Source organism: Glycomyces mayteni (assembly GCF_042428885.1).
GTDB lineage: Bacteria > Actinomycetota > Actinomycetes > Mycobacteriales > Micromonosporaceae > Glycomyces > Glycomyces mayteni.
Map to the genome: position 1 here is coordinate 676,125 of NZ_JBHMBP010000004.1, position 22,271 is coordinate 698,395.

At 71.6% G+C, this 22,271-nt stretch carries 20 protein-coding genes; 8 read left to right on the plus strand and 12 right to left on the minus strand.

Annotation, left to right across the window (positions count from 1 at the left end):
* Positions 1-16 precede the first annotated feature (16 nt).
* Both ACFFXY_RS18470 and ligA read right to left on the minus strand, forming a co-directional pair.
* Positions 17-2,044: a putative bifunctional diguanylate cyclase/phosphodiesterase gene (locus ACFFXY_RS18470; RefSeq protein ID WP_382353787.1), complete on the minus strand. Its 2,028-nt coding sequence runs from the start codon at positions 2,042-2,044 to the stop codon at positions 17-19.
* A gap of 338 nt (positions 2,045-2,382) precedes the next feature.
* On the minus strand, positions 2,383-4,596 hold the full coding sequence (gene ligA, locus ACFFXY_RS18475; protein ID WP_382353790.1) for an NAD-dependent DNA ligase LigA: 2,214 nt from the start codon (positions 4,594-4,596) through the stop codon (positions 2,383-2,385).
* 169 nt (positions 4,597-4,765) lie between these two features.
* On the opposite strand from ligA, the gene ACFFXY_RS18480 reads away from it, so the two are divergent.
* The 4 genes from ACFFXY_RS18480 (at position 4,766) to ACFFXY_RS18495 (ending at position 8,418) form a co-directional block, all read left to right on the plus strand.
* Positions 4,766-6,163 (plus strand): alkaline phosphatase PhoX, encoded by a 1,398-nt coding sequence (locus ACFFXY_RS18480; protein WP_382353793.1) that lies wholly within the window; start codon positions 4,766-4,768, stop codon positions 6,161-6,163.
* A gap of 160 nt (positions 6,164-6,323) precedes the next feature.
* Complete coding sequence (locus ACFFXY_RS18485) at positions 6,324-7,049, plus strand: ABC transporter ATP-binding protein (protein ID WP_382353796.1); 726 nt, start codon at positions 6,324-6,326, stop codon at positions 7,047-7,049.
* A gap of 1 nt (position 7,050) precedes the next feature.
* On the plus strand, positions 7,051-7,788 hold the full coding sequence (locus ACFFXY_RS18490; protein WP_382353799.1) for an ABC transporter permease: 738 nt from the start codon (positions 7,051-7,053) through the stop codon (positions 7,786-7,788).
* A 9-nt stretch (positions 7,789-7,797) separates the two neighbouring features.
* Positions 7,798-8,418, plus strand: coding sequence for a TetR/AcrR family transcriptional regulator (locus ACFFXY_RS18495; protein ID WP_382353802.1), 621 nt, complete (start codon positions 7,798-7,800; stop codon positions 8,416-8,418).
* Positions 8,419-8,538: 120 nt separating this feature from the next.
* Here ACFFXY_RS18495 and ACFFXY_RS18500 read toward each other — a convergent pair whose 3' ends face one another.
* From ACFFXY_RS18500 to ACFFXY_RS18510, 3 genes are all read right to left on the minus strand, one after another.
* A complete protein-coding gene (locus tag ACFFXY_RS18500) occupies positions 8,539-8,934 on the minus strand; it encodes a type II toxin-antitoxin system VapC family toxin (protein WP_382353805.1) in 396 nt (131 codons plus the stop codon).
* Positions 8,931-9,206 (minus strand): type II toxin-antitoxin system Phd/YefM family antitoxin, encoded by a 276-nt coding sequence (locus tag ACFFXY_RS18505; protein ID WP_382353808.1) that lies wholly within the window; start codon positions 9,204-9,206, stop codon positions 8,931-8,933. Before ACFFXY_RS18505 ends, ACFFXY_RS18500 begins: the two co-directional genes overlap by 4 nt.
* 95 nt (positions 9,207-9,301) lie before the next feature.
* Positions 9,302-10,003, minus strand: coding sequence for a VIT1/CCC1 transporter family protein (locus ACFFXY_RS18510; protein ID WP_382353811.1), 702 nt, complete (start codon positions 10,001-10,003; stop codon positions 9,302-9,304).
* Between the two features lie 172 nt (positions 10,004-10,175).
* Between ACFFXY_RS18510 and ACFFXY_RS18515 the strand changes: the two genes are divergently transcribed.
* A complete protein-coding gene (locus ACFFXY_RS18515; protein ID WP_382353814.1) occupies positions 10,176-12,413 on the plus strand; it encodes a DUF4153 domain-containing protein in 2,238 nt (745 codons plus the stop codon).
* Between the two features lie 67 nt (positions 12,414-12,480).
* Positions 12,481-13,122, plus strand: a complete 642-nt coding sequence (locus tag ACFFXY_RS18520; RefSeq protein ID WP_382353817.1) for a sulfotransferase family protein — start codon at positions 12,481-12,483, stop codon at positions 13,120-13,122.
* A gap of 57 nt (positions 13,123-13,179) precedes the next feature.
* Here the strand turns inward: ACFFXY_RS18520 and ACFFXY_RS18525 are convergent, their stop codons facing one another.
* Genes ACFFXY_RS18525 through ACFFXY_RS18535 form a run of 3 tightly spaced genes read right to left on the minus strand, consistent with a single transcriptional unit; the run spans position 13,180 to position 16,485 of the window.
* On the minus strand, positions 13,180-14,187 hold the full coding sequence (locus tag ACFFXY_RS18525) for a uroporphyrinogen decarboxylase/cobalamine-independent methonine synthase family protein (protein ID WP_382353820.1): 1,008 nt from the start codon (positions 14,185-14,187) through the stop codon (positions 13,180-13,182).
* Positions 14,180-15,307, minus strand: coding sequence for a tRNA 2-thiouridine(34) synthase MnmA (gene mnmA / locus ACFFXY_RS18530; protein WP_382355508.1), 1,128 nt, complete (start codon positions 15,305-15,307; stop codon positions 14,180-14,182). The genes ACFFXY_RS18525 and mnmA overlap by 8 nt, the downstream gene beginning before the upstream one ends.
* A 20-nt stretch (positions 15,308-15,327) precedes the next feature.
* A complete protein-coding gene (locus tag ACFFXY_RS18535) occupies positions 15,328-16,485 on the minus strand; it encodes a cysteine desulfurase family protein (RefSeq protein ID WP_382353823.1) in 1,158 nt (385 codons plus the stop codon).
* A 237-nt stretch (positions 16,486-16,722) separates the two neighbouring features.
* Between ACFFXY_RS18535 and ACFFXY_RS18540 the strand changes: the two genes are divergently transcribed.
* On the plus strand, positions 16,723-17,634 hold the full coding sequence (locus ACFFXY_RS18540) for a hypothetical protein (protein WP_382353826.1): 912 nt from the start codon (positions 16,723-16,725) through the stop codon (positions 17,632-17,634).
* Positions 17,635-17,725: 91 nt separating this feature from the next.
* Here ACFFXY_RS18540 and ACFFXY_RS18545 read toward each other — a convergent pair whose 3' ends face one another.
* From ACFFXY_RS18545 to ACFFXY_RS18555, 3 genes are all read right to left on the minus strand, one after another.
* Positions 17,726-18,337 (minus strand): biotin transporter BioY, encoded by a 612-nt coding sequence (locus ACFFXY_RS18545; protein WP_382353829.1) that lies wholly within the window; start codon positions 18,335-18,337, stop codon positions 17,726-17,728.
* A gap of 314 nt (positions 18,338-18,651) precedes the next feature.
* Complete coding sequence (locus ACFFXY_RS18550; protein ID WP_382353832.1) at positions 18,652-19,581, minus strand: electron transfer flavoprotein subunit alpha/FixB family protein; 930 nt, start codon at positions 19,579-19,581, stop codon at positions 18,652-18,654.
* A 9-nt stretch (positions 19,582-19,590) separates the two neighbouring features.
* On the minus strand, positions 19,591-20,361 hold the full coding sequence (locus tag ACFFXY_RS18555; protein WP_382353835.1) for an electron transfer flavoprotein subunit beta/FixA family protein: 771 nt from the start codon (positions 20,359-20,361) through the stop codon (positions 19,591-19,593).
* Between the two features lie 175 nt (positions 20,362-20,536).
* Here ACFFXY_RS18555 and ACFFXY_RS18560 point away from each other — a divergent pair, with 175 nt between their 5' ends.
* Entirely contained in the window at positions 20,537-20,860 is a 324-nt protein-coding gene (locus ACFFXY_RS18560; RefSeq protein ID WP_382353838.1) for a PLD nuclease N-terminal domain-containing protein, read from the plus strand.
* Positions 20,861-20,870: 10 nt separating this feature from the next.
* On the opposite strand, the gene clpX is transcribed toward ACFFXY_RS18560, so the two are convergent.
* Entirely contained in the window at positions 20,871-22,172 is a 1,302-nt protein-coding gene (clpX, locus tag ACFFXY_RS18565; RefSeq protein WP_382353840.1) for an ATP-dependent Clp protease ATP-binding subunit ClpX, read from the minus strand.
* Positions 22,173-22,271: the final 99 nt, after the last annotated feature.

Below are 22,271 nucleotides of genomic sequence, written 5' to 3' on the forward strand. Positions count from 1 at the left end.
TGTGGCCGTGGCGGGTTCAGGCGCGCTTCTGGTGGTCGGCCATCCAGCGCTCGAACGCGTCGGCGCTCATCGGCTTCGCGAAGTGCCAGCCCTGGCCCGCGTGGCAGCCCCAGCCTTCGAGCTGCTTGCGCACGGCCTCGTCCTCGACGCCCTCGGCGACGACCTCGACGTCCAGGGCCCGGCCCAGGTCGATCGTGGTGGAGACGATCGCGGCGTTGTCGGGGTCGTCGATGAGCGTGGTCACGAACGACTTGTCGATCTTGATCTCGGTGACCGGCAGGCGCCGCAGGTGCTGCATCGAGGAGAACCCGGTCCCGAAGTCGTCGAGGCTGATGCCCACGCCGAGGTCGGAGAGGCGCTGCACGTTCTGGAGGACGCGCCGCGGGTCGGCCATGAGCGCGGACTCGGTGATCTCCAGCTGGAGCTTCTCGGCGTCCACCCCGTAGGCGTCGATCCGCTCGGTGAGGAAGTCGGTGAACTCCGGGGACTGGAGGTCGCGGACGGAGACGTTCACGGCCATGCGCAGGTCGTAGCCGTGCTCCTTCCAGGCGCGGAGCTGGCGCAGGGCGATGTCCACGACGCGTTCGGTGAGCATACGCATGACCGAGGAGTGCTCGGCCGTCTCGATGATCTCGGCGGGGTTGACGACGCCGCGCTCGGGGTGGCTGTAGCGGAGCAGTGCCTCGGCGCCGATGACCGCGCCGTCGGCGAGGCGCACCTGCGGCTGGTAGAAGAGGTTCACACCGGGGGCGTCCGGGTGGTCGAGGGCGCGGCGCAGGTCGCCGAGGAGGTGGAGGCGCTCGGGCGAGTGGTGGTCGAACTCGGCGCCGTAGCGGGTGTAGGACCCGGCGCGCTGCTTGGACTCGTACATCGCGATGTCGGCGTGGCGGAACAGGGTCTGGAAGTCCGGGCCGTCGTCGGGGAAGACCGCGACGCCCACCGAGCCGTCCACCTCGATGCTGACGTCGGCGAGGACGATCGGCGCGTCGAGGCGGGCGCGGATCTCGCGGGCGCACTCCATCGGGTCGGTCATGCCGTCGAGCTCGGACCACACGAACGCGAACTCGTCGCCGCCGAGGTGGGCGATCTCCTTCCCCGGCGGCTTGTCGGTCGTGAAGCGCTTCGCGAGCTCCACGAGGAGCTGGTCGCCGACCTCGTGGCCGAGCGCGGAGTTGACGTCGGCGAAGCGGTCCAGGTCGAGGATGAGGACCGCGACGGCGGTCTTGGTCTCGGCGGCGTCGGCGAGCTTGCCGTCCACGACCTCCTGGAAGCCCTTGCGGTTGAGCAGGCCCGTGAGCGGGTCGTGGTCGGCCTCGCGCTCGCGGTCGGCGGCGGTCTGGAGGATGCGGTAGACGCTGAAGATCGGGATGGCCGAGGCGGCGACGAGCCACCAGGAGGACATCGCTGCTGTCGCCAGGATCGGCGCGATGGCGATCTGCGTGGCCCGCAGGGCCCATTCGCTCTTGAGCCAGTCCAAGGCCAGGTCGCTCCATCCGATGCCGGTGCGCAGGGTCTGTCGCCCGGCCACGAGGGACGTGGACGTGAGGGTCCAGGCGGTGCCGGCCGCGAAGACGGCGAGGAGTTCGAGGGCGGCCCCGGTCCAGGCCATGCCGCCGGAGATCGCGTTCCAGACGGTCCAGGCCACGCACAGGGCCAGGCCCTGCTGCGAGACGTTGAAGATCGTCCGCCACGAGGAGGAGTGGATCTGGAAGGAGAGGACGAGGATCGCGCCCGACTGGACCACCAGGGCGGGGAGGAAGCCCCAGGTGATCATCGTGGCGAGCACGTAGACGAGGTAGATCGAGGCGATCGGCGACATCCACAGGCCGCCCCAGCGGGTGGGGCGCAGCTCGGCGATGAGCGCGAGCCCGGCGGTGAGCCAGAACGCGAAGGGCACGTCGAACCAACCGCTGTCGAACGCGTTCGCGCGCACGGCGGTGAACCCGGCGCCGACGATCGCCAGCACGGCGACGGCCGACATGTAGCCGTAGTACCGGCCTGGATGCTCTTTAGGCGCAGTGTTGCGCATGAGCGTCGTGGCCATATCGCTCCTCCCACTGCCACACCGTTCCGAGGCGACGCGCCAGAATCACCGCGGCCCGGTCGTGGCCGACTCCTCTGTCATATCGCGATTTTCGCTCCCAGACAACGCTGGGGGCACATGCGGCACACTTGTGACCAGGCGCGACATGTCCGTGACAGAAACCGTTCTCCGCACGTCGGCGGCAGGGTACCCCGAGGTCGATTTCGGACCCGGCGGCCCCTTCGGGCGGACCGGTCCGTGCCGCGCACGCGGCGAGGGGCAAGCTTCCACGAGATGACTCTGCCTGGTTCTAACGAGCATCCCCCCCGACTGGAATACGGATCGTTACCGACTTGTGATCATTCCGGTTCGTTCTCGTCGCCGGAATCCTCGGACTGCGAGGAAAACTCGCCGACGCCGTGCTCCAGGAACCGGTCGAAGTCCTCCCCCGGAACCACGGTGACACCGAGTTGGACGGCTTTGTCGTATTTCGAGCCCGGCTTGTCGCCCGCGACGACCGCGCCGGTCTTCTTCGAGACCGAGGACGAGGGCTTCCCGCCGCGCGCCTTGACGGCCGCGGCGGCGCCCTCGCGGGTGTAGCCCTCGATGCCGCCGGTGATGACGACCGTGACGCCCTCCAGGGTCTGCGGGAGCGCCTCGGAGGGGTCGGGGGCCTCGTCCTGCATGCGCACGCCCGCCGCGCGCCAGCGCTCGACGATGTCGCGGTGCCAGTCGACGGCGAACCAGTCCTTGATGGCGGCGGCGATGGTCGGGCCGACGCCGTCGACGGCGGCCATCTCCTCCTCGTCGGCCTCGGCGATGCGGTCGAGGTCGCGGAAGTGCTCGGCGAGGGCCTGCGCGGAGACGGGGCCGACGTGGCGGATCGAGAGGGCGTTGACGACGCGCCACAGCGGCTGGGACTTGGCGGTCTCCAGGTTCTGGAGCATCTCCTCGGCGTTCTTGCGCGGGAGGACCTCGCCGGTCTTCTTGTCGGGCTGGCGGGCGAAGGGGGTGACGACCTTCTGCTCGCCGGTCTTCTCGTCGATCTTGGGGAGCCCGGAGTCGGGGTCGCGGACGACGACGCGGATCGGCAGGAGCTCGTCCATCTTCAGGTCGAAGACGCCGCCTTCGTCGGCGAGGACGGGGGCCGCGTCGAGGGGCTGCACGAGGGCCGCGCAGGCGATGTAGCCCATGCGGTCCACGTCGAAGCAGGAGCGGCCGGTGGCGAACGCGAGGCGCTCGCGCAGCTGGCCGGGGCAGGAGCGGGCGTTGGGGCAGCGCAGGTCGATGTCGCCTTCGGCGGCGGGCGCGAGGACGGCGTCGCATTCGGGGCAGCGCTCGGGCATCGCGAACTCGGTCTCGTCGCCGGTGCGGGCGGGGACGACGGGCGCGACGATCTCGGGGATGACGTCGCCGGCCTTGCGGACGACGACGATGTCGCCGATGAGGACGCCTTTGGCCTTGACCTGGTCGGCGTTGTGGAGGGTCGCGAACTCGACCTCGGAGCCGGCGACGCGGACCGGGTCGAGGACGGCGTAGGGGGTGGCGCGGCCGGTGCGGCCGATGGAGACCTTGATGTCGAGGAGGCGGGTGTTGACCTCCTCGGGCGGGAACTTGAACGCGACGGCCCAGCGGGGGGTGCGGCTGGTGGCGCCGAGGCGGCGCTGGACCCCGATGTCGTCGATCTTGACGACGATGCCGTCGATCTCGTGGACGAGCTTGTGGCGCTTGCCGCCGAACTCGTCGATGTAGGCGAACGCCTCGTCGATGGTGGGGACGACGCGCCAGTAGGGGCTGGTCGGCAGGCCCCAGGCGTCGAGGGCGGCGTAGGAGTGGGACTGGGAGTCGGGCTCGAAGCCCTGGAGGGCGCCGAGGCCGTGGGCGATGAAGGAGAGGGGCCGCTCGGCGGTCTTGGTGGCGTCCTTCTGGCGCAGGGACCCGGCGGCGGCGTTGCGGGGGTTGGCGAACGGGGCCTTCCCGGCGGCGGCCTGGGCCTCGTTGAGGCGCGCGAAGTCGGCGCTGGGGAAGTAGACCTCGCCGCGGACTTCGAGGAGGTCGGGGACGGGGAAGCCGTCTGCGGCGGTGAGGCGCTGGGGGACGGCGGCGATGGTGCGGACGTTCGCGGTGACGTCTTCGCCGGTGACGCCGTCGCCGCGGGTGGCGGCGCGGGTGAGGCGGCCGTTCTCGTAGACGAGGTCGACGGCGAGGCCGTCGATCTTGACCTCGCAGAGGTAGCGCTCGCCGGGGACCTCGGCGGTGATGCGGTCGGCCCAGGTCTGGACTTCTTCGAGGCTGAAGACGTCCTGGAGGCTGAGCATCTTCTCCAGGTGGACGACGGGCGTGAACGCCTCGGAGAAGGTGCCGACGATCTCGGACGGCGAGTCGGCGGTCTTGAGCTCGGGGAAGGCCGTCTCCAGGTCGACGAGTTCGTGCATGAGCTCGTCGAACTGGCTGTCGGAGACGATCGGCTCCTCGGTGTAGTACCGGCGCCGGTGCTCGGTGATCTCGTCGGCGAGCGCCTCGTGCCGGGCGCGGGCGCTCTCGAAGTCCTGGTTCGCGTCAGTCGTGCTCACGGCCCCATTGTGTCAGCCGGGTCCGACGTTTCGCGGAGGTCGAAGCCTTATGCAAGCGGTCACTTTCCGTTCACGTGCTGATTGCCTTCCACACCCTTTGGGCCGTGAGAATCAGGCCCGTGCCACCCGCCCGCCCCCGCCCCGTCCTCACGAAGGAGCCCAGGTCTTGGTGACTCTTCAAGGTTCCAACCGCCGCAGTTTCCTGCGCCGCGGCGCCGCGGACGGGGGCTTCGCGTCCGCCGCGGTGGCGGGCCTCGCGGCCCGGGCCGCGCGCGCCGAGGACGGCCTGCGGGCGCGCCCTGCGCCCGGGAACGGCGGCTACGGGCCGCTGCGGGAGCTGACGCGGACCGACGGGGCCTCGGGCTTCTCGCAGACGCTCAGGCTCCCTGAGGGCTTCGACTTCGCGGTGTTCTCGGTCGCGGGAGCCTTGATGGACGACGGCGGCGCGGTGCCGCCGGGGCACGGCGGTCTCGCGTGCTTCGCGACGGGCGCGCGCGGCGAGTGGCGGCTGGTGCGCGGCCACGGCGTGCGGGGCGTCCCGGAGCCTGCGGCGGGCGAGGCGAAGCACCGGTACGACGCGCTCGCGTCGGGCGGGACGACGACGCTCGCGGTGTCCTGGAAGGACGGCGTGTTCGCGTCGGAGGGGTCGCGGCAGTCGCTGTCGGGGGCGGTGGCGAGCCGCTCGGGCGGGGCGGCCCCGTGGGGCGCGTGGCTGGCGTGCGAGGAGACGGTGTCGGGGACGGGTGCGGGCTGGGAGGCCGCGCACGGGTACGTCTTCGAGGTCGCGGCCGGGGCCGACGAGGCGTCGGAGCCGGTGCCGCTGAAGGGCATGGGCCGCTTCGTGCACGGCGGGGCGGCGGTGGACCCGCGGTCCGGCGCGGTGTACCTGACGGAGGACCAGGCCACGGCCGGGTTCTACCGGTTCCTGCCGGAGGCGCTGGGGCGACCGGCCGAGGGCGGGCGGCTCCAGATGCTGAAGTTCGCGGACGAGTGGAACCGCGACACGCGGACCGGCCGCCGGGCCGGGCGCACCGCGTACGTCGAGTGGGTGGACGTGGACGAGCCCGACCCCTCGGGGGCCGAGGGCGACCCGTTCGCGGTGTTCGACCAGGGCTGGGCGAAGGGCGCGGCCGTGTTCGGGCGGCTCCAGGAGTGCTTCTACGCCGACGGCGCGGTGTACGCCGCGTCGGTCTCCGGCGGCGACGAGGGCGAGGGCCAGCTGTGGGAGTTCCGCCCGCGAGGCGAGCGCGGCGGCACGATCAGGCTGGTGTTCGAGTCCCCCGACGCGGCGCTGCTGCCGTTCCCGGGCGGGATCGCGGTGTCCCCGCGCCAGGGCCTGGTGCTGTGCGAGGGCACGCGCTCCTCGTCCGTGCTGCGGGGTCTGACGGGCGAGGGCGAGGTCCTCGACGTGGCGGCGCACGACGGCGCGGCCGAGTGGGGCGGGGCGGCGTTCTCCCCCGACGGGAGGGTGCTGTTCGCGAACCTGCGCGGGCGCGCCCGCGGCGACCGGGGGGAGCCGGGCCGGACCGTGGCGATCTGGGGCCCCTGGGAGCAGGGCGTGCTCTAGCGACGACTTGACCCTCCGATAGGGCCGGCCCCGCGGTGATGACCGCGGGGCCGGTCTTCGTTCCAGGCCGTGGGGGCGGTTCGGGGCGTAGCATTTCACCATGCGTTGAATTCTCGTGCTACGGTGAATTCATCAATCGTTGAATTACTTGGAGGCACCGATGCCGCCCGCCCCCGCGATAGCCGTCGCCGACCTCGTGGTCGACCGCGGCAGGAAACCCGTCCTCAAGGGCGTCTCCACCGAGATCGCCGCCGGGACCGTCACCGGCCTGCTCGGCCCCTCGGGCTCGGGCAAGACCACGTTCATCAGGGCCGTCGTCGGCACCCAGAAGGTCAAGGGCGGCACCGTGACCGTCCTCGGCGAGAGCGCGGGCGCCAAGCCCCTCCGCGGGCGCGTCGCGTACGTGACGCAGGACGCCTCGATCTACCGGGACCTGTCCGTCAAGGCCAACGTCGCCTACTTCGCCGCGCTCTACGGGCGCGACCGGCACGAGGCCATGCGCGCCATCGAGCGCGTCGGCATGGGCGACCACGCCGACAAGCTCGCCGGGAACCTCTCCGGCGGCCAGAAGACCCGCACCTCGCTCGCGTGCGCGCTCGTCATCGAACCGGAGGTGCTCGTCCTCGACGAGCCGACCGTGGGCCTCGACCCGGTCATCCGCGAGGAACTGTGGGACCAGTTCCGGGCCCTCGCCGCGGGCGGGGCCACGCTCCTGGTCTCCAGCCACGTCATGGACGAGGCCGACCGCTGCGACCGGCTCCTGCTGCTGCGCGAGGGCGCGTTCATCGCCGACGACACCCCCGCCGCGCTCCGCGAGTCCACCGGGACCGCGAACCTCGAAGCGGCGTTCCTCCACCTCATCCGCGAACTCGAAGGGGCGCGGTGACATGTCGCTGCGGATCACGTTCATCACCGCCGGGCGCATCCTGCGCCAGCTCCTCAACGACCACCGCACGGTCGGGCTCATCCTCGCCGTGCCCGCCCTCATCATCGCCCTGATCAGCGCCATCATGGACGACGCGCCGCAGGTGTTCGACAAGACCGGCCTGATCCTGCTGGCCGCGTTCCCCTTCATGCTCATGTTCATGATCACCTCGATCACGCTGCTGCGCGAGCGCACCGGCGGGACCCTGGAGCGGCTCATGACCACGCCGACGGGGAAGCTCGACCTGGTCGTGGGCTACGCGCTCGCGTTCGGGACGGCGGCCGCGACGCAGACGGCCGTCGCCGCCACCGTCGCGTTCGCGTTCCTCGGGCTCGACACCGCCGGGCCCGTGTGGGCGGTGTTCCTCATCTGCATCGTCACCTCGCTGTTCGGGATGGCCTTGGGGCTGTTCGTGTCCGCGTTCGCGACCACCGAGTTCCAGGCGATCCAGTTCATGCCCGTGTTCGTGGTGCCGCAGCTGTTCCTGTGCGGGCTGATCTGGCCGGCCGACCAGATGGCCGGGTGGCTCCAGGGCGTCTCCGACGCGCTGCCGCTCACCTACGCGGTCAAGGCGCTCGCGGAAGTGCAGGCGCACACCGAGGTCACCTCGAACATGTGGGCGGACCTCGCGGTCGTGCTCGGTGCGGTGGTCGTCGCAACCGTGCTCGGAGCCGCGACGCTCAGGCGGCGGACCGACTAAGGTCGTCCCGTGGCGAGAACGAAGCGGACCGGACGGCGCACCGGGAACCCCGACACCAGGTCGGAGATCCTGGGCGCCGCCCGGCGCCTGTTCGCCGACGAGGGCTTCGAGTCCGTGTCGATGCGGCGCATCGCGGGCGAGGCGGGCGTGGACCCGTCCCTGATCCACCACTACTTCGGGTCCAAGGACGACCTGTTCATGGCCGCCATCGAGATCCCGTTCGACCCGGCCCCGGAGGTCGCCGCGGTCCTGGAGAGCGGCGAGGTCGAGGACGCCGGCGAGCGGCTCATGACGGCGTTCGTGGCGATCTGGGAGGGCCCGCACCACGAGAAGCTCCTCGCGGTGCTGCGTTCCAGCCTCTCCAAGCCCGCCATGTCGTTCGTGCTCAAGCAGCTGTTCGAGCACCGGATCGTCAAGACCATCGAGCGGACCCTCGGCGACCGCGTCGACCACATCCCGGTGCGGGCCTCGTTCATCGCCAGCCAGGTGTTCGGCCTGGTCGTGGCCCGGTACATCTTGAAGCTCGAACCCGTGGCGTCGCTCGGGCCCGAGCAGCTGGCCGAGACGATCGGGCCGACCATCGACCGGTACCTGACGATGCCCGTGGCGCACCTGACCCGGGATTCTTGACGCCGAATTGACGTGACGGGCCCTCACGAGCCCTCGGCGGCCCGGCGGCCCGCCCCTAGACTGGCCGCATGCCGATCGTCGACAGCGCCGCTTCCGTCAGTCGTCTTGCCCGCCTTTGCTTTACGGGCCGGGGCTGACCACAGGCAATCCAGCGGTATCGGCGTATGCCGCAAGGCGACGGTCGTAGGTAACGAAGGCATGCAGTTCGTCGCGAAGCAGATCCGCGGTCGCGAGGTGCAGCGCGTCGAGCGACCGGAGCTGCGGGTACCGGTACTCGGCGGCCTTCGCGCGCACGGCCGCGGTCATGTCGAGGCGGTGAACTCGCCCGAGCACCTGCGGGAGGTCCTCCAGCAGATGCGGTGCATCGCGATGCAGCGCTCTCGCCATCTCGACTTCGAGCAGCGCACTTGACACCTTGGGTGCTTCGACTCGCTCGCCAAGCCATTTCACCAGCGCGGCGGACTCGGCCTCGAACTTGAGCAGCTTGATGACAGCGCAACTGTCGAGATAGATCACCAGCGCTCCTCGTCACGCGCGGCGATCATCCGTTCAGAGAGCGGCGGGTCGGCCGGGTCGCCGTCGGGAACCGTGAACGGAGTCTCGTCGACCGCCTGCACGACCGAGCCCTCCGCGATCCAGCGCGCCAGCAGCGAACTCGTCGCGGGCTCAGGCGTCATCCGCACCACGGGCTTGCCGTGGTCGGTCACGATGACCGTCTCGCCGTTCCGCACACGACGCACGATCTGCGCCGTGTGGTGGCTCAGCTCGCGCAATCCGATGGTGTCCATGCCAGAATGTTACCACATTTGTGACACGTTCATCCCGCCCAGACCCACGAGCAGGGCGACCAGGTCAAGAGGATCAGCTCATGGGCCGCGATCCTCTAGGCACTCACGTCGAAGAGGGAGCCGACCGCGTAGGTGACGACCATCGTCGCGGCGCCGACGGACATGATGCGGAGCATCGCCGGGCGCCGGGGCGCGCCGCCGAGGGTCGCGGAGGTCCAGCCGGTGACCGCCAGCGCGGCGACGACGGCGACGGCGCAGCCCCAGACGCGGACGCCGCCGGGCAGGAGCGTGATCGCCAGGAGCGGCAGGAGCGCGCCGCACGTGAAGCTGATGAACGACGAGAGCGCGGCGTGCCAGGGGTTGGTGAGGTCGTCGGGGTCGAGGCCGAACTCGACGGCGGCGTGGGCGCGCAGCGGGTTGCGAGCCGAGAGCTCGCGGGCGGCGGTGCGGGCGGTCGCGGCGGAGAGGCCGCGGCGCTCCAGGTTCTCGGCGAGCTCGTCCTCGGCGGCCTGCGGGTCCTTGGCGAGCTCGCGGCGCTCGGCGGCGACGAGGGTCGCCTCGGTGTCGCGCTGGGTGGAGACCGAGGTGTACTCGCCTCCGGCCATGGAGAAGGCGCCCGCGACGAGACCGGCGACGCCGGAGACGAGGATCGTGGAGCGGTCGGCGGTCGCGCCCGCGACGCCGATGACGATGCCCGCGGTCGAGACGATGCCGTCGTTCGCGCCGAGGACCCCCGCGCGGAGCCAGTTGAGCCGGTTGCCGATCGAGCCGATCGCTTCATCGCCGTGTGCTTCCACGCCCTCAGTGAACCACAAGGTTGCATGACGTGGGGCTGCTCACGGGATGCGTCAGAACGGGCCCCCGCGGGGTGTTACATGCGGGCCTCCTGGTCCGCAGTCCTACAAGGGATTCCCGTGCGGCGGGCCTCCGCTACCCTCGGGAATCCCCTCAGACGGAAGGGTCTCGATCATGAGCGAACCCGAAGGCGCCCCTGCGCCGCAGGAAGATCCGGCCGCCGGCGACTCCCCCGCCGCAGCGCCCGACGCGCCCGTTGAGACGCCGACGCCCCCGCAGCCGCGGGCCGAGTCGCAGGCCGAAGCGCCCGCGCCGGTGCAGCAGGCGGGCCCGGTGCAGCAGGGCGTGCTCGTCCCGGCCCCGCCGCCGCAGGCGCCGCACCAGCACCGCGGCGCCCCGTACCAGCAGCCGTACTACCCCGCGGCCCCTCCCCCGCCGCGCATGATCCTCCCGAACCCGCGCTGGCACCGGCCGGAGCTGAGCGCGTCGCAGGCCACCGTGATCCTCGTGTTCGCCGTGGCGCTGTTCGGCGCGTGGGCGGCGTTCCCCGGCGGCGGGGTCGGGATCGGGTTGGCGCTCACCGGGATCGCGCTGGTCGCGGTGCCGCTCCTGACGTCGGGCGGGGACCTCCTGCCGCGGCTGCCGGGCGCGGTCCTGGTGGCCCTGCTGTGGTCGGTCGCGGCGGTGCGGGACGCGGGCTGGGTCGTGGCCCTGTGCGCGCTCGCGGCGTTCGCGCTGACGCCGCTGGCCCTGGCGCCGCAGCGGCGCATCGGCGGGACGGCGCTGGCGATGTGCATGGCGTGGCTCGAAGGCATCGCCGAGTCGTTCAAGTGGGCGCGGCGCGGCGCGGCCGAGCGGGATTCGCGGAACCCCGGGACGGTGCGCGTCGCGTGGACCGCGGGAATCACCGTGGCGCTGCTGCTGGTCTTCGGCGGGCTGTTCGCGGCAGCGGACTCGACGTTCGCGGATCTCGTGGCGCGGCTCCTGCCGGACCTGAACCCGGTCGAGGTGTTCCTGCGGCTGCTGCTCGCGGCGATCCTGGTGCCGCTGGTCCTGGTGTGGGCGTACGCGGCGGCGGCGCGGCCGAGCTGGGACGCCGAGGGCGAGTCGGAGCACCGTGTGGTGTCGCGGTTCGAGCTGGCGATCCCCTTGGGCGCGTTGAACCTCCTGTTCGCGGTATTCATCGCGGTGCAGTTGCGCGTGTACTTCGGGGGCGAGGCGTACGTGATGGACACGGCCGGGCTGACGTTCGCGGAGTACGCGCGGCACGGCTTCTGGCAGTTGAGCGTCGTCGCGGTGCTGTCGCTGGGGCTCATCGCCGTCGCGGCGTGGCTGGCGCCGAAGCGGGCGCGGGCCGACCGGATGACGGTGCGGGTCCTGCTGGGCCTGCTGTCGCTCATGTCGATGGCCGTGGTGGCGTCGGCGACGTACCGGATGTTCACGTACACCGAGACGTACGGGCTGACGCGGCTGCGGATCTGGATCTTCACCGTGGAGTTCTGGCTCGCGGTCCTGTTCGCGCTGGTCCTGGTGGGCTGCTGGAAGCTGCGCGCGGCGTGGCTGCCGCGGGCGGTGCTCGCCTCGGGCGCGGTCGCGCTCCTGGGGCTCGCGGCCGTGAACCCCGACGCGCTCATCGCGCGGTACAACATCGACCACGACCACCAGCTGGACCTGAACTACCTCAGCGGCCTCTCGGCCGACGCCGCGCCGGAGTTCGCGGGCCTGTCGGACGAGGAGCGCGACTGCCTGCTGGGCGGCGACGAGTTCGACGACGACCGCGACGTCATGGCGTGGAACTGGGGCTACCAGCGCGCGGTCGAGGCCGCGAAGGGCGCCGGGGAGCCGGAGCCGTTCTGCACCTTCGCCGACCGCGGGACCGCGACCGAGGAGGCCGAGGTCGACCTGACCCAGCCGAACGCGGACCCGGCGGGGTTCTGGCACTGGAACACCTGCGCGGAGTACAACCTCGCGCAGATGACGGAGTTCTTCGGGACCTCGGCCACCGGGGACCGGGGGCTCGTGGCCGACGACCCGTCGCAGTACGCGGAGGACCTCGATCCGGCCGCGGGCCTGGGCGACCGGGTCCTGCACTGCGGCTACTACGGGCCGGGCTCGAAGTACCTGATGATCGAGACGTACCGGTGGCCGTCCGCCGCAGAGGCGGTCGCGGGCGTCGAGGGCATGCGGGCCGACCGGGAGGCGGACCCGCTGTACGAGGTGACGCCGTTCGAGGGCGAGTCCTCGGCGGGGTACACGACCGCGATCGGCCAGGACGACCTGGAGTACGCGACGGCGTACGACGAGCTGGTGGTCCTGGTGAGCATCTCCGACGCGGGCGTCGGCACGGACGCGACGGAGGCCGCCGGGCTCCTGTCCGTGCAGTCCTGGGAGCTGTTCACGGTCCGCGGCTGAACGTCCGGTCTGGACGTTTCGCGCAGCTCTGTTGCATGTGCGTAACATGTCTGGTTAGTTTCGTCCCATGCTCCGAGTGATCGGCGCGGGCCTGCCGCGCACCGGGACGATGACCCTCAAGCACGCCTTGGAGACGCTCCTCGGCGCGCCGTGCCACCACATGTCGGAGGTGTTCGCGCACGTGGACACCCACCCGGCGGGGTTCCTCGCGGCCGCCGAGTGCGGCCCGGCCGACTGGGACGGGCTGCTCGGCGGGTACGCGGCGGCCGTGGACTGGCCGACGTCGGCGTTCTACGCCGAACTGGCCGGGGCGTACCCGGACGCGGTGGTGGTGCTGTCGCGGCGCGACTCGTTCGACACGTGGTGGCGCAGCTGCAACGACACGATCTTCACGGGCATGGACTCCGACGGGTTCGCGACCCCGGAGTGGACGGCCATGATCGCCGCGCTGTGGGAGAAGACGTTCCCCGGCGCGCCGCGCACCGACCGGGAGGCCGTGGCGGCGGCGTACGAGCGGTACCACGAGCGGGTCCGGGAGGCCGTCCCCGCGGACCGGCTGGTGGAGTTCACGACCGGCGCGGGATGGGAGCCGCTGTGCGCGGCACTCGGCCTGCCGGTCCCCTCGGAGCCGTTCCCGTGCCTGAACACGGCGAAGGAGTGGCACGAGCGCACCGGGGCCGTGCCGCCGGGCGGCATCGGCAGGGAGTGAGCGGGGCGGGCAGGCGGGCCGGCGGGCGGGCCGACGGGCCGGACGGCCGCCTGGACGCTAGCCGTGGAGGCGCTTGGCGGCCTCGCGGCTCGCCTCCATCGCGAAGCGCGCGTAGTCGGGGCTGGCCCCGGCCATGCCGCAGGTCGTGGAGACGCTGACCTGGCGGGCGAGCTGCTCGGGCGCGAACCCGAGGCGGCTCCACAGGGCCTGGACGCGGTCGGCGGCGGCCTTGTCGACGTCCGGGCGCTCCTGCCCCAGCGGCGGGACGACGCCCGCGATGAGGAGCCCGCCGCCGTCGAGGTACTCCCCCAGGGCGTCGAGGCGCGGCACGTCGTCGAGGCCGAAGGACGTCAGGTCGATCGAGACCGCCCGGGCCCCGGCCTCCTGGAGCAGCGCGACCGGCGCGTCCGGGGCGCAGCAGTGGACCACGAGCGGCACGCCGACCGCGTCGGCGACCTCCCTGATCCGGTCCCGGGCCACCTCGACCGGCACGCGCCGGTAGAAGTCGAGCCCCGACTCGGTGTTGATCCGCGCGGCCAGCGCCGCGGGCAGGCTCGGCTCGTCGAGCTGGATCGACAACTCGGCCTTGGGCATCCGCGCCTGGGCCGCCGCGACGTAGCCGCGCAGGCCCTCGGCGAGCGATGAGGTGAGGTCGGCGACCGCGCCGTGGTCGGCGAGCATCGCGCCGCCGGTGCGGCGCCACAGGTTCGCGGCGAGCGTGAACGGGCCGACCGCGGTCAGGCGGACAGGGCCGTGGGCGTTGACCTCGTGGAGCGCGTCGAGATCGCGTTCGAGGAAGTCGGCGGCGCGGCGCGCGTCGATGCCGGGCAGGTCGGCGATCTCCCAGCGGAAGCCCCACCACTGGACGGGGAGCCCGGCGAGGAGTGACGCGCCGCGGCCGATCATGTCGGCGCCGAGGCCGCGGCCCGGCAGCTCGGGGAGGTAGGGCCATTCGGGGAGCTCCCCGAAGACGACGTTGACGGCCTCGGCGATGTCGGTCCCGGGCAGGGAGCCGACGCCGGTGGCGACCCCGGTGGGGAGCGCGCCGGACGGGACCTCAGACACGGGCCGCCTCAAGGGGCTGTGTTTCGGACGCGGCCTCGGAGGACGAGGAGGCGTCGATGGTGCCGGACGCGAGGACCGCGTCGCCTTCGGCCGCATCGGGGTCGTAGACGACGAGGGCCTGGCCGGCGGCGACGCCGAACGCGGGCTTGTGCAGGAGCGCGGTGAGGCCGCCGTCCTCCACGGTGACGGTGGCCGGGTAGACCTCGCCGTGGGCACGGAGCTGGACCTCGGCCTCGAAGGAGCCGGTGCGCACCGAGGCGAGCCACACGGGCGCGCCGGTGCGGATGCGGTCGACGCGCAGGGCCTCGCGGGGGCCGACCTCGACGCGGTTGTCCACGGGCGTGATGGAGAGGACGTAGCGGGGCTTGCCGTCGGCGGCGGGCCGCTTGAGGCCCAGGCCGTGGCGCTGGCCGACGGTGAACTGGTGGGAGCCGTCGTGGCTGCCGAGGACCTCGCCGGTGGCCTGGTCGACGATGTCGCCGGTGGCGCTGCCGAGCTTGTTCTTGAGGAACCCGGCGGTGTCGCCGTCGGCGATGAAGCAGATGTCGTGGCTGTCGGGCTTGCGTGCGACGGCGAGCCCGCGGGTCTCGGCCTCGACGCGGACCTGGTCCTTGGGGGTGTCGCCGAGGGGGAACATCGAGTGGGCGAGCTGCGCGGGGGTGAGCACGCCGAGCACGTACGACTGGTCCTTGCCGGGGTCGACGGCGCGGCGCAGGAGCCCGTCGTCGCCCTTGCGGGCGTAGTGGCCGGTGGCGACGGCGTCGAAGCCGAGGGCCATGGCGCGGTCGAGGACGGCCGCGAACTTGATCTTCTCGTTGCAGCGCAGGCACGGGTTCGGGGTGCGCCCGGCCGCGTACTCGCTGTAGAAGTCCTCCACGACGTCCTCGTGGAAGCGCTCGGCCATGTCCCACACGTAGAAGGGGATGCCGATGACGTCGGCGGCGCGGCGCGCGTCGCGGGAGTCCTCGATGGTGCAGCAGCCGCGGGCCCCGGTCCGGTAGGTCTGGGGGTTCTTCGACAGCGCCAGGTGGACGCCGGTGACGTCGTGCCCGGCCTCGACGGCGCGGGCCGCGGCCACGGCCGAGTCGACTCCGCCGCTCATGGCGGCCAGTACTCGCAGTTTCACGCTTCCCATGCTAGCTATGTGAGCCCGGCGGTCTTGGCGCGGCGGACGGCTTCGGGGAGGGCGGCTACAAGGGCGTCGACGTCGGCCTTCGTGGTGGGCCAGCCGAGCGTGAACCGCAGGGAGGAGCGGGCGTCGTCGGGGTCGGCGCCCATCGCGAGCAGCACGTGGGAGGGCTGGGCGATGCCCGCGGAGCACGCCGAGCCTGTGGCGCATTCGACACCGGCGGCGTCGAGGAGCATCAGGAGCGCGTCGCCTTCGCAGCCGGGAAACGACAGGTGGGCGTTGCCGGGGAGGCGGTCGGCGGGGTCGCCGTTGTAGACGGCGTCGGGGACGGCCTCGCGGATGCGGGCCACGAGGTCGTCGCGCAGCAGCGCGAGCCGCTCGGCCTCGACCTCGCGGGTGCGCACGGCGTGGGCGACGGCTTCGGCGAGCGCGGCGATCCCGGGCACGTCGAGGGTCCCGGAGCGGATCTCGCGCTCCTGGCCGCCGCCGTGGAGGAGCGGCACGGCGGTGACGTCGCGGCGCAGCAGGAGCGCGCCGGTGCCGGTGGGGCCGCCGAGTTTGTGGCCCGAGAGCGTCAGGGCGGCGGCGCCGGAGGCGGCGAAGTCGACGGGGACGTGGCCGACCGCTTGGATGGCGTCGGTGTGGACGGGGATGCCCTTGGCGGCGGCGAGGGCGGCGATCTCGGCGATCGGCTGGACGGTGCCGACCTCGTTGTTCGCCCACATGCAGGTGATGACGGTGATCTCGGCGGCGCGCTCGTCGAGGAGCGCGGCGAGGGCGGCCGTGTCGATGCGGCCGATCGCGTCCACCGGCAGCTCGGTGACGTCGGCCTTCTCGTGGTCGCCGAGCCAGGCGACCGCGTCGGCGACGGCGTGGTGCTCGATCGCGGTGGTGACGACCCGGTTGCGGCCGTCGGCGCGGCGGGCCCAGTGGATGCCTTTGACGGCGAGGTTGTCGGCCTCGGTGCCGGAGCCGGTGAAGATCACCTCCCCGGGTTTGGCGCCGAGGGCCTCCGCGATGCGTTCGCGGGCCTCCTCGACGGTGCGGCGGGCGGTGCGCCCGGAGCCGTGGAGGGAGGAGGCGTTCCCGAGGGACTGGGCGGTGCGCACGTAGGCGTCGAGCGCTTGGGGGAGCATCGGCGTTGTGGCGGCGTGATCGAGATAGGCCATGGCCTCTCTATCGTACGGCGCGTTCCGGGTCACGCCCTCCGGCAGCGGCGTCCGGTGGAAGCGTGTTCCGGTCCGTGAGAACGCTTGAGCCGGTCATGGGATGTCGCCCGCGGACCCGATGGTGGGCCCGCGATAGAATCTGACGAATCCTCCTACCTTTCCGGTATACAGGATTCGCCGCCCCGGACCGGGCTGTGAAGCGACCGCGCAGACCGTGTCGAGAGAAAGTGTGTGCCTATGACGCCAGAGCTCGCCGAAGCGCTCCGCGCAGGGCCGTTCCACACCGCGCTGCGCGTCGCCATTCAGACCAGCGGCCTCGGCCTCGACCGCATCCGCCACCGCCTCTCCATGCGCGGCATCACCGTCTCCACCACGAGCCTGAGCTACTGGCAGTCCGGCCGCTCCCGCCCCGAGCGCGCCGAGTCCCTCGCCGCCGTCACCGCGCTCGAAGACCTCCTGGAGCTCCCCGCCGGGTCCCTGCGCGTCCTCCTCGGCCCCAAGCGCGCCCGCGGCCCCCGCTCCATCCGCGGCCAGCTCCCCCGCCCCGACGCGGTCCTCGGCGGCGACGCGGTCCGCGAGCTGTGCGACAAGGTGCCCGCGTCCCGCGAGCACACCCTCGACATCCTCAGCCAGCAGGTCATCGTCCACGTCGACTCGCAGTGGCAGGAGTCGGTCTTCGAGCTGTCGATGCTCGTGCGCGCCAGGCGCGACGACGTGGACCGCTACATCCTGCTCTACCGCGGCGACACCGGCTGCGACATCGACGACATCGAGTTCAAGCCCGTCCGCGACTGCACGGTGCCCAACGTGCTGCGCCACGACGACGCCCCGGTCGCCTTGGCGGAGATCGTGTTCGACACGCCGCTGCCGAAGGGCGCGACCCATCTGTTCGAGATCGTCGTGCAGGGCAACGGCGGCGTCTCCAGCGGCCACGGCAACGCGTTCCGGTACCCGGTGGACCAGTACTCGCTCCAGGTCCGGTTCGCCTCCGACGCGATCCCGAAGCGGGTCTACCGCTTCGCCCAGTCGAGCCTCCAGCGTGAGAAGCGCGAGACCGGCGACCTCCAGCTGGGCCCGAACCGCACGGTGGCTCTCGCTGAGCCGGTGCCGCGCCCGGGCGCGCTGGGCATCGGCTGGGACATCAGCTGACCGGACTCCGAACCGTATATCCTATAGGATATATGATATAGGAAAAGGGCGCCTGCGGCTCGAAGCCGAAGGCGCCCTTGGAGTCTGTCGACTAATCCTGGTTGCGGAACTTCTGGACCGCCCACCAGGTGCCCGGGAGCAGGAGCGCCGCGAAGACGAGCTTCACGAAGTCGCCCGCGAGGAACGGGACCATCCCGGCGTCGAGGGCCTGCGAGGCGCTCAGGTCGAGGGCGAAAGCGAGGTAGGGGACGCCGAACGCGTACATGATGACGTTGCCGACGACCATGAGCCCCACGGTCTTCACGATGGTCCGGTCGCCGCCGCGCTTGGCGAGGAAGCCGACCGCGACCGCGGCGGCGAGGAAGCCGATGATGTAGCCGAAGGTCGGCATCGCGTACCCGGAGGTCCCCTCGGTGAACCACGGGACGCCCGCGGCGCCCGCCACGAGGTACACGCCGAGCGCGAGCGCCGCGCGCAGCGGGCCGTAGGCCGCGCCGACGAGGAGCACGGTGAACGTGGTGAGCACGAACGGCACCGGGCTGATCTGCGGGATCGTGAACGCGACCTGCGCGGAAGCGCCGACGGCCCCGGCGCCCGCGAGCACCAGCACGGCGTCCCGCACGACCGCAGCAGCCCGCGTCGAGGCGGGCAGGAGGTCGGCGAGCACGCTGGGAGCGGCGATCGTGCCAGTTGAGGCGACCATTGCGGATTCCTCCAACATCATATGTAGGTTCTCTATAACGAGGGGCTCCGGGAAGCCTAACTCACGACTGTTACGAACGAGTGACGGCCTTCCGGTCCACGGGACATCGCGACCCGGCAACACTCGGGAGGTTCGCGGCGATTGCCGCAAATCGGGCGCACCGAGTCGCCCCCGGCTTCAACGATGCCAGCGGGGTCCGACTGTCGCACCCACCGGGCACCTTTGAAGCCGGGGGTGACTGCGAACCCGAGAACCCTTCGCGCACAACGCGGCCGGTCCGCCCGAGAGGGCGGACCGGCCGCGCCGGTGGTCCCTTACTTGCGCTTCTCGATGTCGTCGAGGGCCTGCGGGAGGACCTGGAAGAGGTCGCCCACTACGCCGAAGTCGGCCATGCCGAAGATCGGGGCGTCGGCGTCCTTGTTGACGGCCACGATGACCCGCGAGGTCTGCATGCCCGCGCGGTGCTGGATCGCGCCCGAGATGCCCGCGGCGACGTAGAGCTGCGGGCTCACGGTGGTGCCGGTCTGGCCGACCTGGAACTTGTGCGGGTAGTACCCGGCGTCGGTGGCCGCGCGCGAGGCGCCGACCGCGCCGCCGAGGGCGTCGGCGACGCGCTCGATGAGCGCGAAGTCCTCCGCCGAGCCCACGCCGCGCCCGCCCGAGACGACGATGCGCGCCTCCGACAGGGCCGGGCGGTCCCCGGCGGGCTCGTCGACCCGCTGGACGACCCTGACGCGCTGGTCGTCGCTCGACACCGTCGCGTTCACGGCCTCGACCGCGGGCGAGCCCGGGGCCGGGGACGGCTCGGTCGCGCCGGACTTGACAGTCGCGAGCGTGAATCCCTTGGTGGGCTTGGACGTGACGATCACGGCGCCCGCGAAGGCGTCCTGGGTCGCGTTGCCGTCGGCGTCGAGGCCGGACACGTCGGTCATGAGCCCGTTGTCGAGCGCCACGGCCACGCGCGCGGCGAGGGCCTTGCCCTCGTCGGTGCTCGGCAGCAGGAAGACGCCGGGGTTCGCGCTGCGCGCGAGGTCGGTGAGGACGGTGGCCTTCGGGTCGACGAAGTAGTCGTCGGCCCCGGGGGCCTCCACGCGGTAGACCTTCGCGGCGCCGTACTCCCCCGCAAGCGCGGCGGCGGCGTCGTCGAAGGCGATCGCGGAGACGTCGCCGAGGGAGCGCGCGAGGGTGAGGACCTCGGCGGCGTGCTTGCCGGAGTTCGGTACGTACACGAGGATGTCGGTCATCACGGGCTCCTAAATGAACTTCTCGGCGGCGAGGAACTCGGCGAGGGCGGACCCGCCCTGGCCTTCGTCGGTGACGATCTGGCCCGCGGAGCGCTCGGGGCGCGCGGCGGCCGCGACGACCTCGTTCCAGGCGGCGGACGGACCGGCGGCCTCGACGCCCAGGTCGGCGAGGGTGAGGGTCTCGACCGGCTTGCGCTTGGCGGCCATGATGCCCTTGAGCGACGGGTAGCGCGGGGTGTTGATGGTGTCCCACACCGAGACGATCGCGGGCAGGGGCGCGTTGAGCACGTCGTACCCGTTGGCGCGCTGGTGCTCGACGGTGATCGAGGACCCGTCGGTCTCGATCTTGCGGGCGCCGGTCAGGGCCGGGGCGCCGGTGCGGGCGGCCAGGAGCTGGGGCATGACGCCCATGTTCGAGTCGGTGGACTCGGCTCCGGCGATGACGAGGTCCCACTCCAGGCGGCCGAGCGCGGCGGCGAGGATCGCGGAGGTGGTGAGGGCGTCGGACCCGCCGACGGCGTCGTCCTCGACGTGGACGGCCTTGTCGGCGCCCATCGCGAGGACCTTGCGCACGGTCTCGGTGGCCTGGCCGGGGCCGAGGGTGAGGACGGTGACCTCGCCGCCGTGGGCCTCCTTCAGCGCGAGCGCGGCTTCGACGGCGTATTCGTCGAGCTCGCCCATGACGTTGTTGGCGCCGTTGCGGTCCACCCGCAACTGGGCGTCCAGTTGTCTCGCGAGCCCCGAGTCGGGGACCTGCTTGACCAGAACCACGATGTTCATAGACCAACCTCCGAGGTCGTTCTTGGCGACTTGGCGACACAGTAAAGGGCCTTCACCCGACCCTGAGCCTAGGGCCGACTATATCCTACGAAGTTACCAACGAGTAACACCACGGAGGGCGCAACACCCCGAGCCGTTGTTGTACGGACGGCGGCAAGCAGGCATGATTGGGGACATGATCCGCGCGTTCGTCTTCCTGTTCTTGGCGCACCTGGCGCTGGTCATCGCCGCGCTCGCCGATTGCCTTGGGGGCGAGCACCAACCCAGGAAGCTCACCCGCGGATGGTGGGTCGTCATCATCCTGCTCGTGCCGGTCGCCGGCGGCATCCTGTGGTTCTCGATCGGCCGGGCGCGCCCGCCGCGCCCGCAGCCGGGCACGGGCCGCACCGGGAACACCGGCGGGCCCAGGAACCCCAAGGGCCCGGTGGCCCCCGACGACGACCCCGACTTCCTGCGGGACATCGACCGCCGCCTGCGCGACGAGAACAAGGAGGACTGAGCCCTCGGGCTCAGGCCGACTTCTCGCGGCGCGGGCGCATCGTCGTCCGCCGCGGCGTGGCCTTCGTGCGGGGCACGAGCGTCGGGTTCACGTTGCGGCGCACCACGTCGGCGGTGATCTCCACCTTCGCGACCTCGTCGGCGCGCGAGGGGATCTCGAACATGACGGGCTGGAGGACCTCCTCCATGATCGCCCGCAGGCCCCGCGCGCCGGTGCCGCGCAGGAGCGCGGACTCGACGATCGGTTCAAGGGCGTCGGGGGCGAACTCCAGCTCGACGCCGTCGAGTTCGAGGAGGCGCTGGTACTGCTTGACCAGGGCGTTCCGCGGCTCGGTGAGGATGCGCAGGAGCGCGGCCTTGTCGAGGTGGTCGACGGTGGTGAGGATCGGCAGGCGCCCGACCATCTCGGGGATGAGCCCGTACTTGAGCAGGTCGTCGGGCATGACCTGGGAGACGATCGCGTCCCCTTCGGCGTCCTCGGCGTGGAGCGGGGCGGTGAAGCCGACGGTGCGCTTCCCGATGCGGCTCTTGATGATCTCCTCGATCCCGGCGAACGCGCCGCCGCAGATGAAGAGGATGTTCGTGGTGTCGATCTGGATGTGGTCCTGCTGGGGGTGCTTGCGCCCGCCCTGCGGGGGGACCGAGGAGATCGTGCCTTCGAGGATCTTCAGGAGGGCCTGCTGGACGCCCTCGCCGGAGACGTCGCGGGTGATCGACGGGTTGTCGGCCTTGCGTCCGGCCTTGTCGATCTCGTCAATGTAGATGATCCCGGTCTCGGCGCGCTTGACGTCGAAGTCCGCGGCCTGGATGAGCTTGAGGAGGATGTTCTCCACGTCGTCGCCGACGTACCCGGCTTCGGTGAGGGCCGTGGCGTCCGCGATGGCGAACGGGACGTCGAGCATCCGGGCGAGGGTCTGCGCGAGGTGGGTCTTGCCGGAGCCGGTGGGGCCGACCATGAGGATGTTCGACTTCTGGAGCTCGACGTGGTCGCCGCCGCGGATCGAGCCGAGCTCGTCGAGCTGCACCCGTTTGTAGTGGTTGTAGACCGCGACCGCCAGCGCGCGCTTGGCGTGGTCCTGGCCGATCACCCACTGGTCGAGGAACTCGACGATCTCCTTGGGCTTCGGCAGGTCCTCCCAGACCACCTCGGCGTCCTCGGCGAACTCCTCTTCGATGATCTCGTTGCACAGGTCGATGCACTCGTCGCAGATGTACACGTTGTTCGGACCCGCGATGAGCTTGCGCACCTGCCGCTGCGACTTCGAGCAGAACGAGCACTTCAAGATCTCGCTGTCACCCAGGCGTGGGGCCATCGCGGTAACTCCCTCCCTCGGCGGCATGCGATCCAGGGCCGCCGAGCGTGCGTGCATTGCTCCGTTGATTCAGGACGAACCGGTGTCTCGATCCAGTAT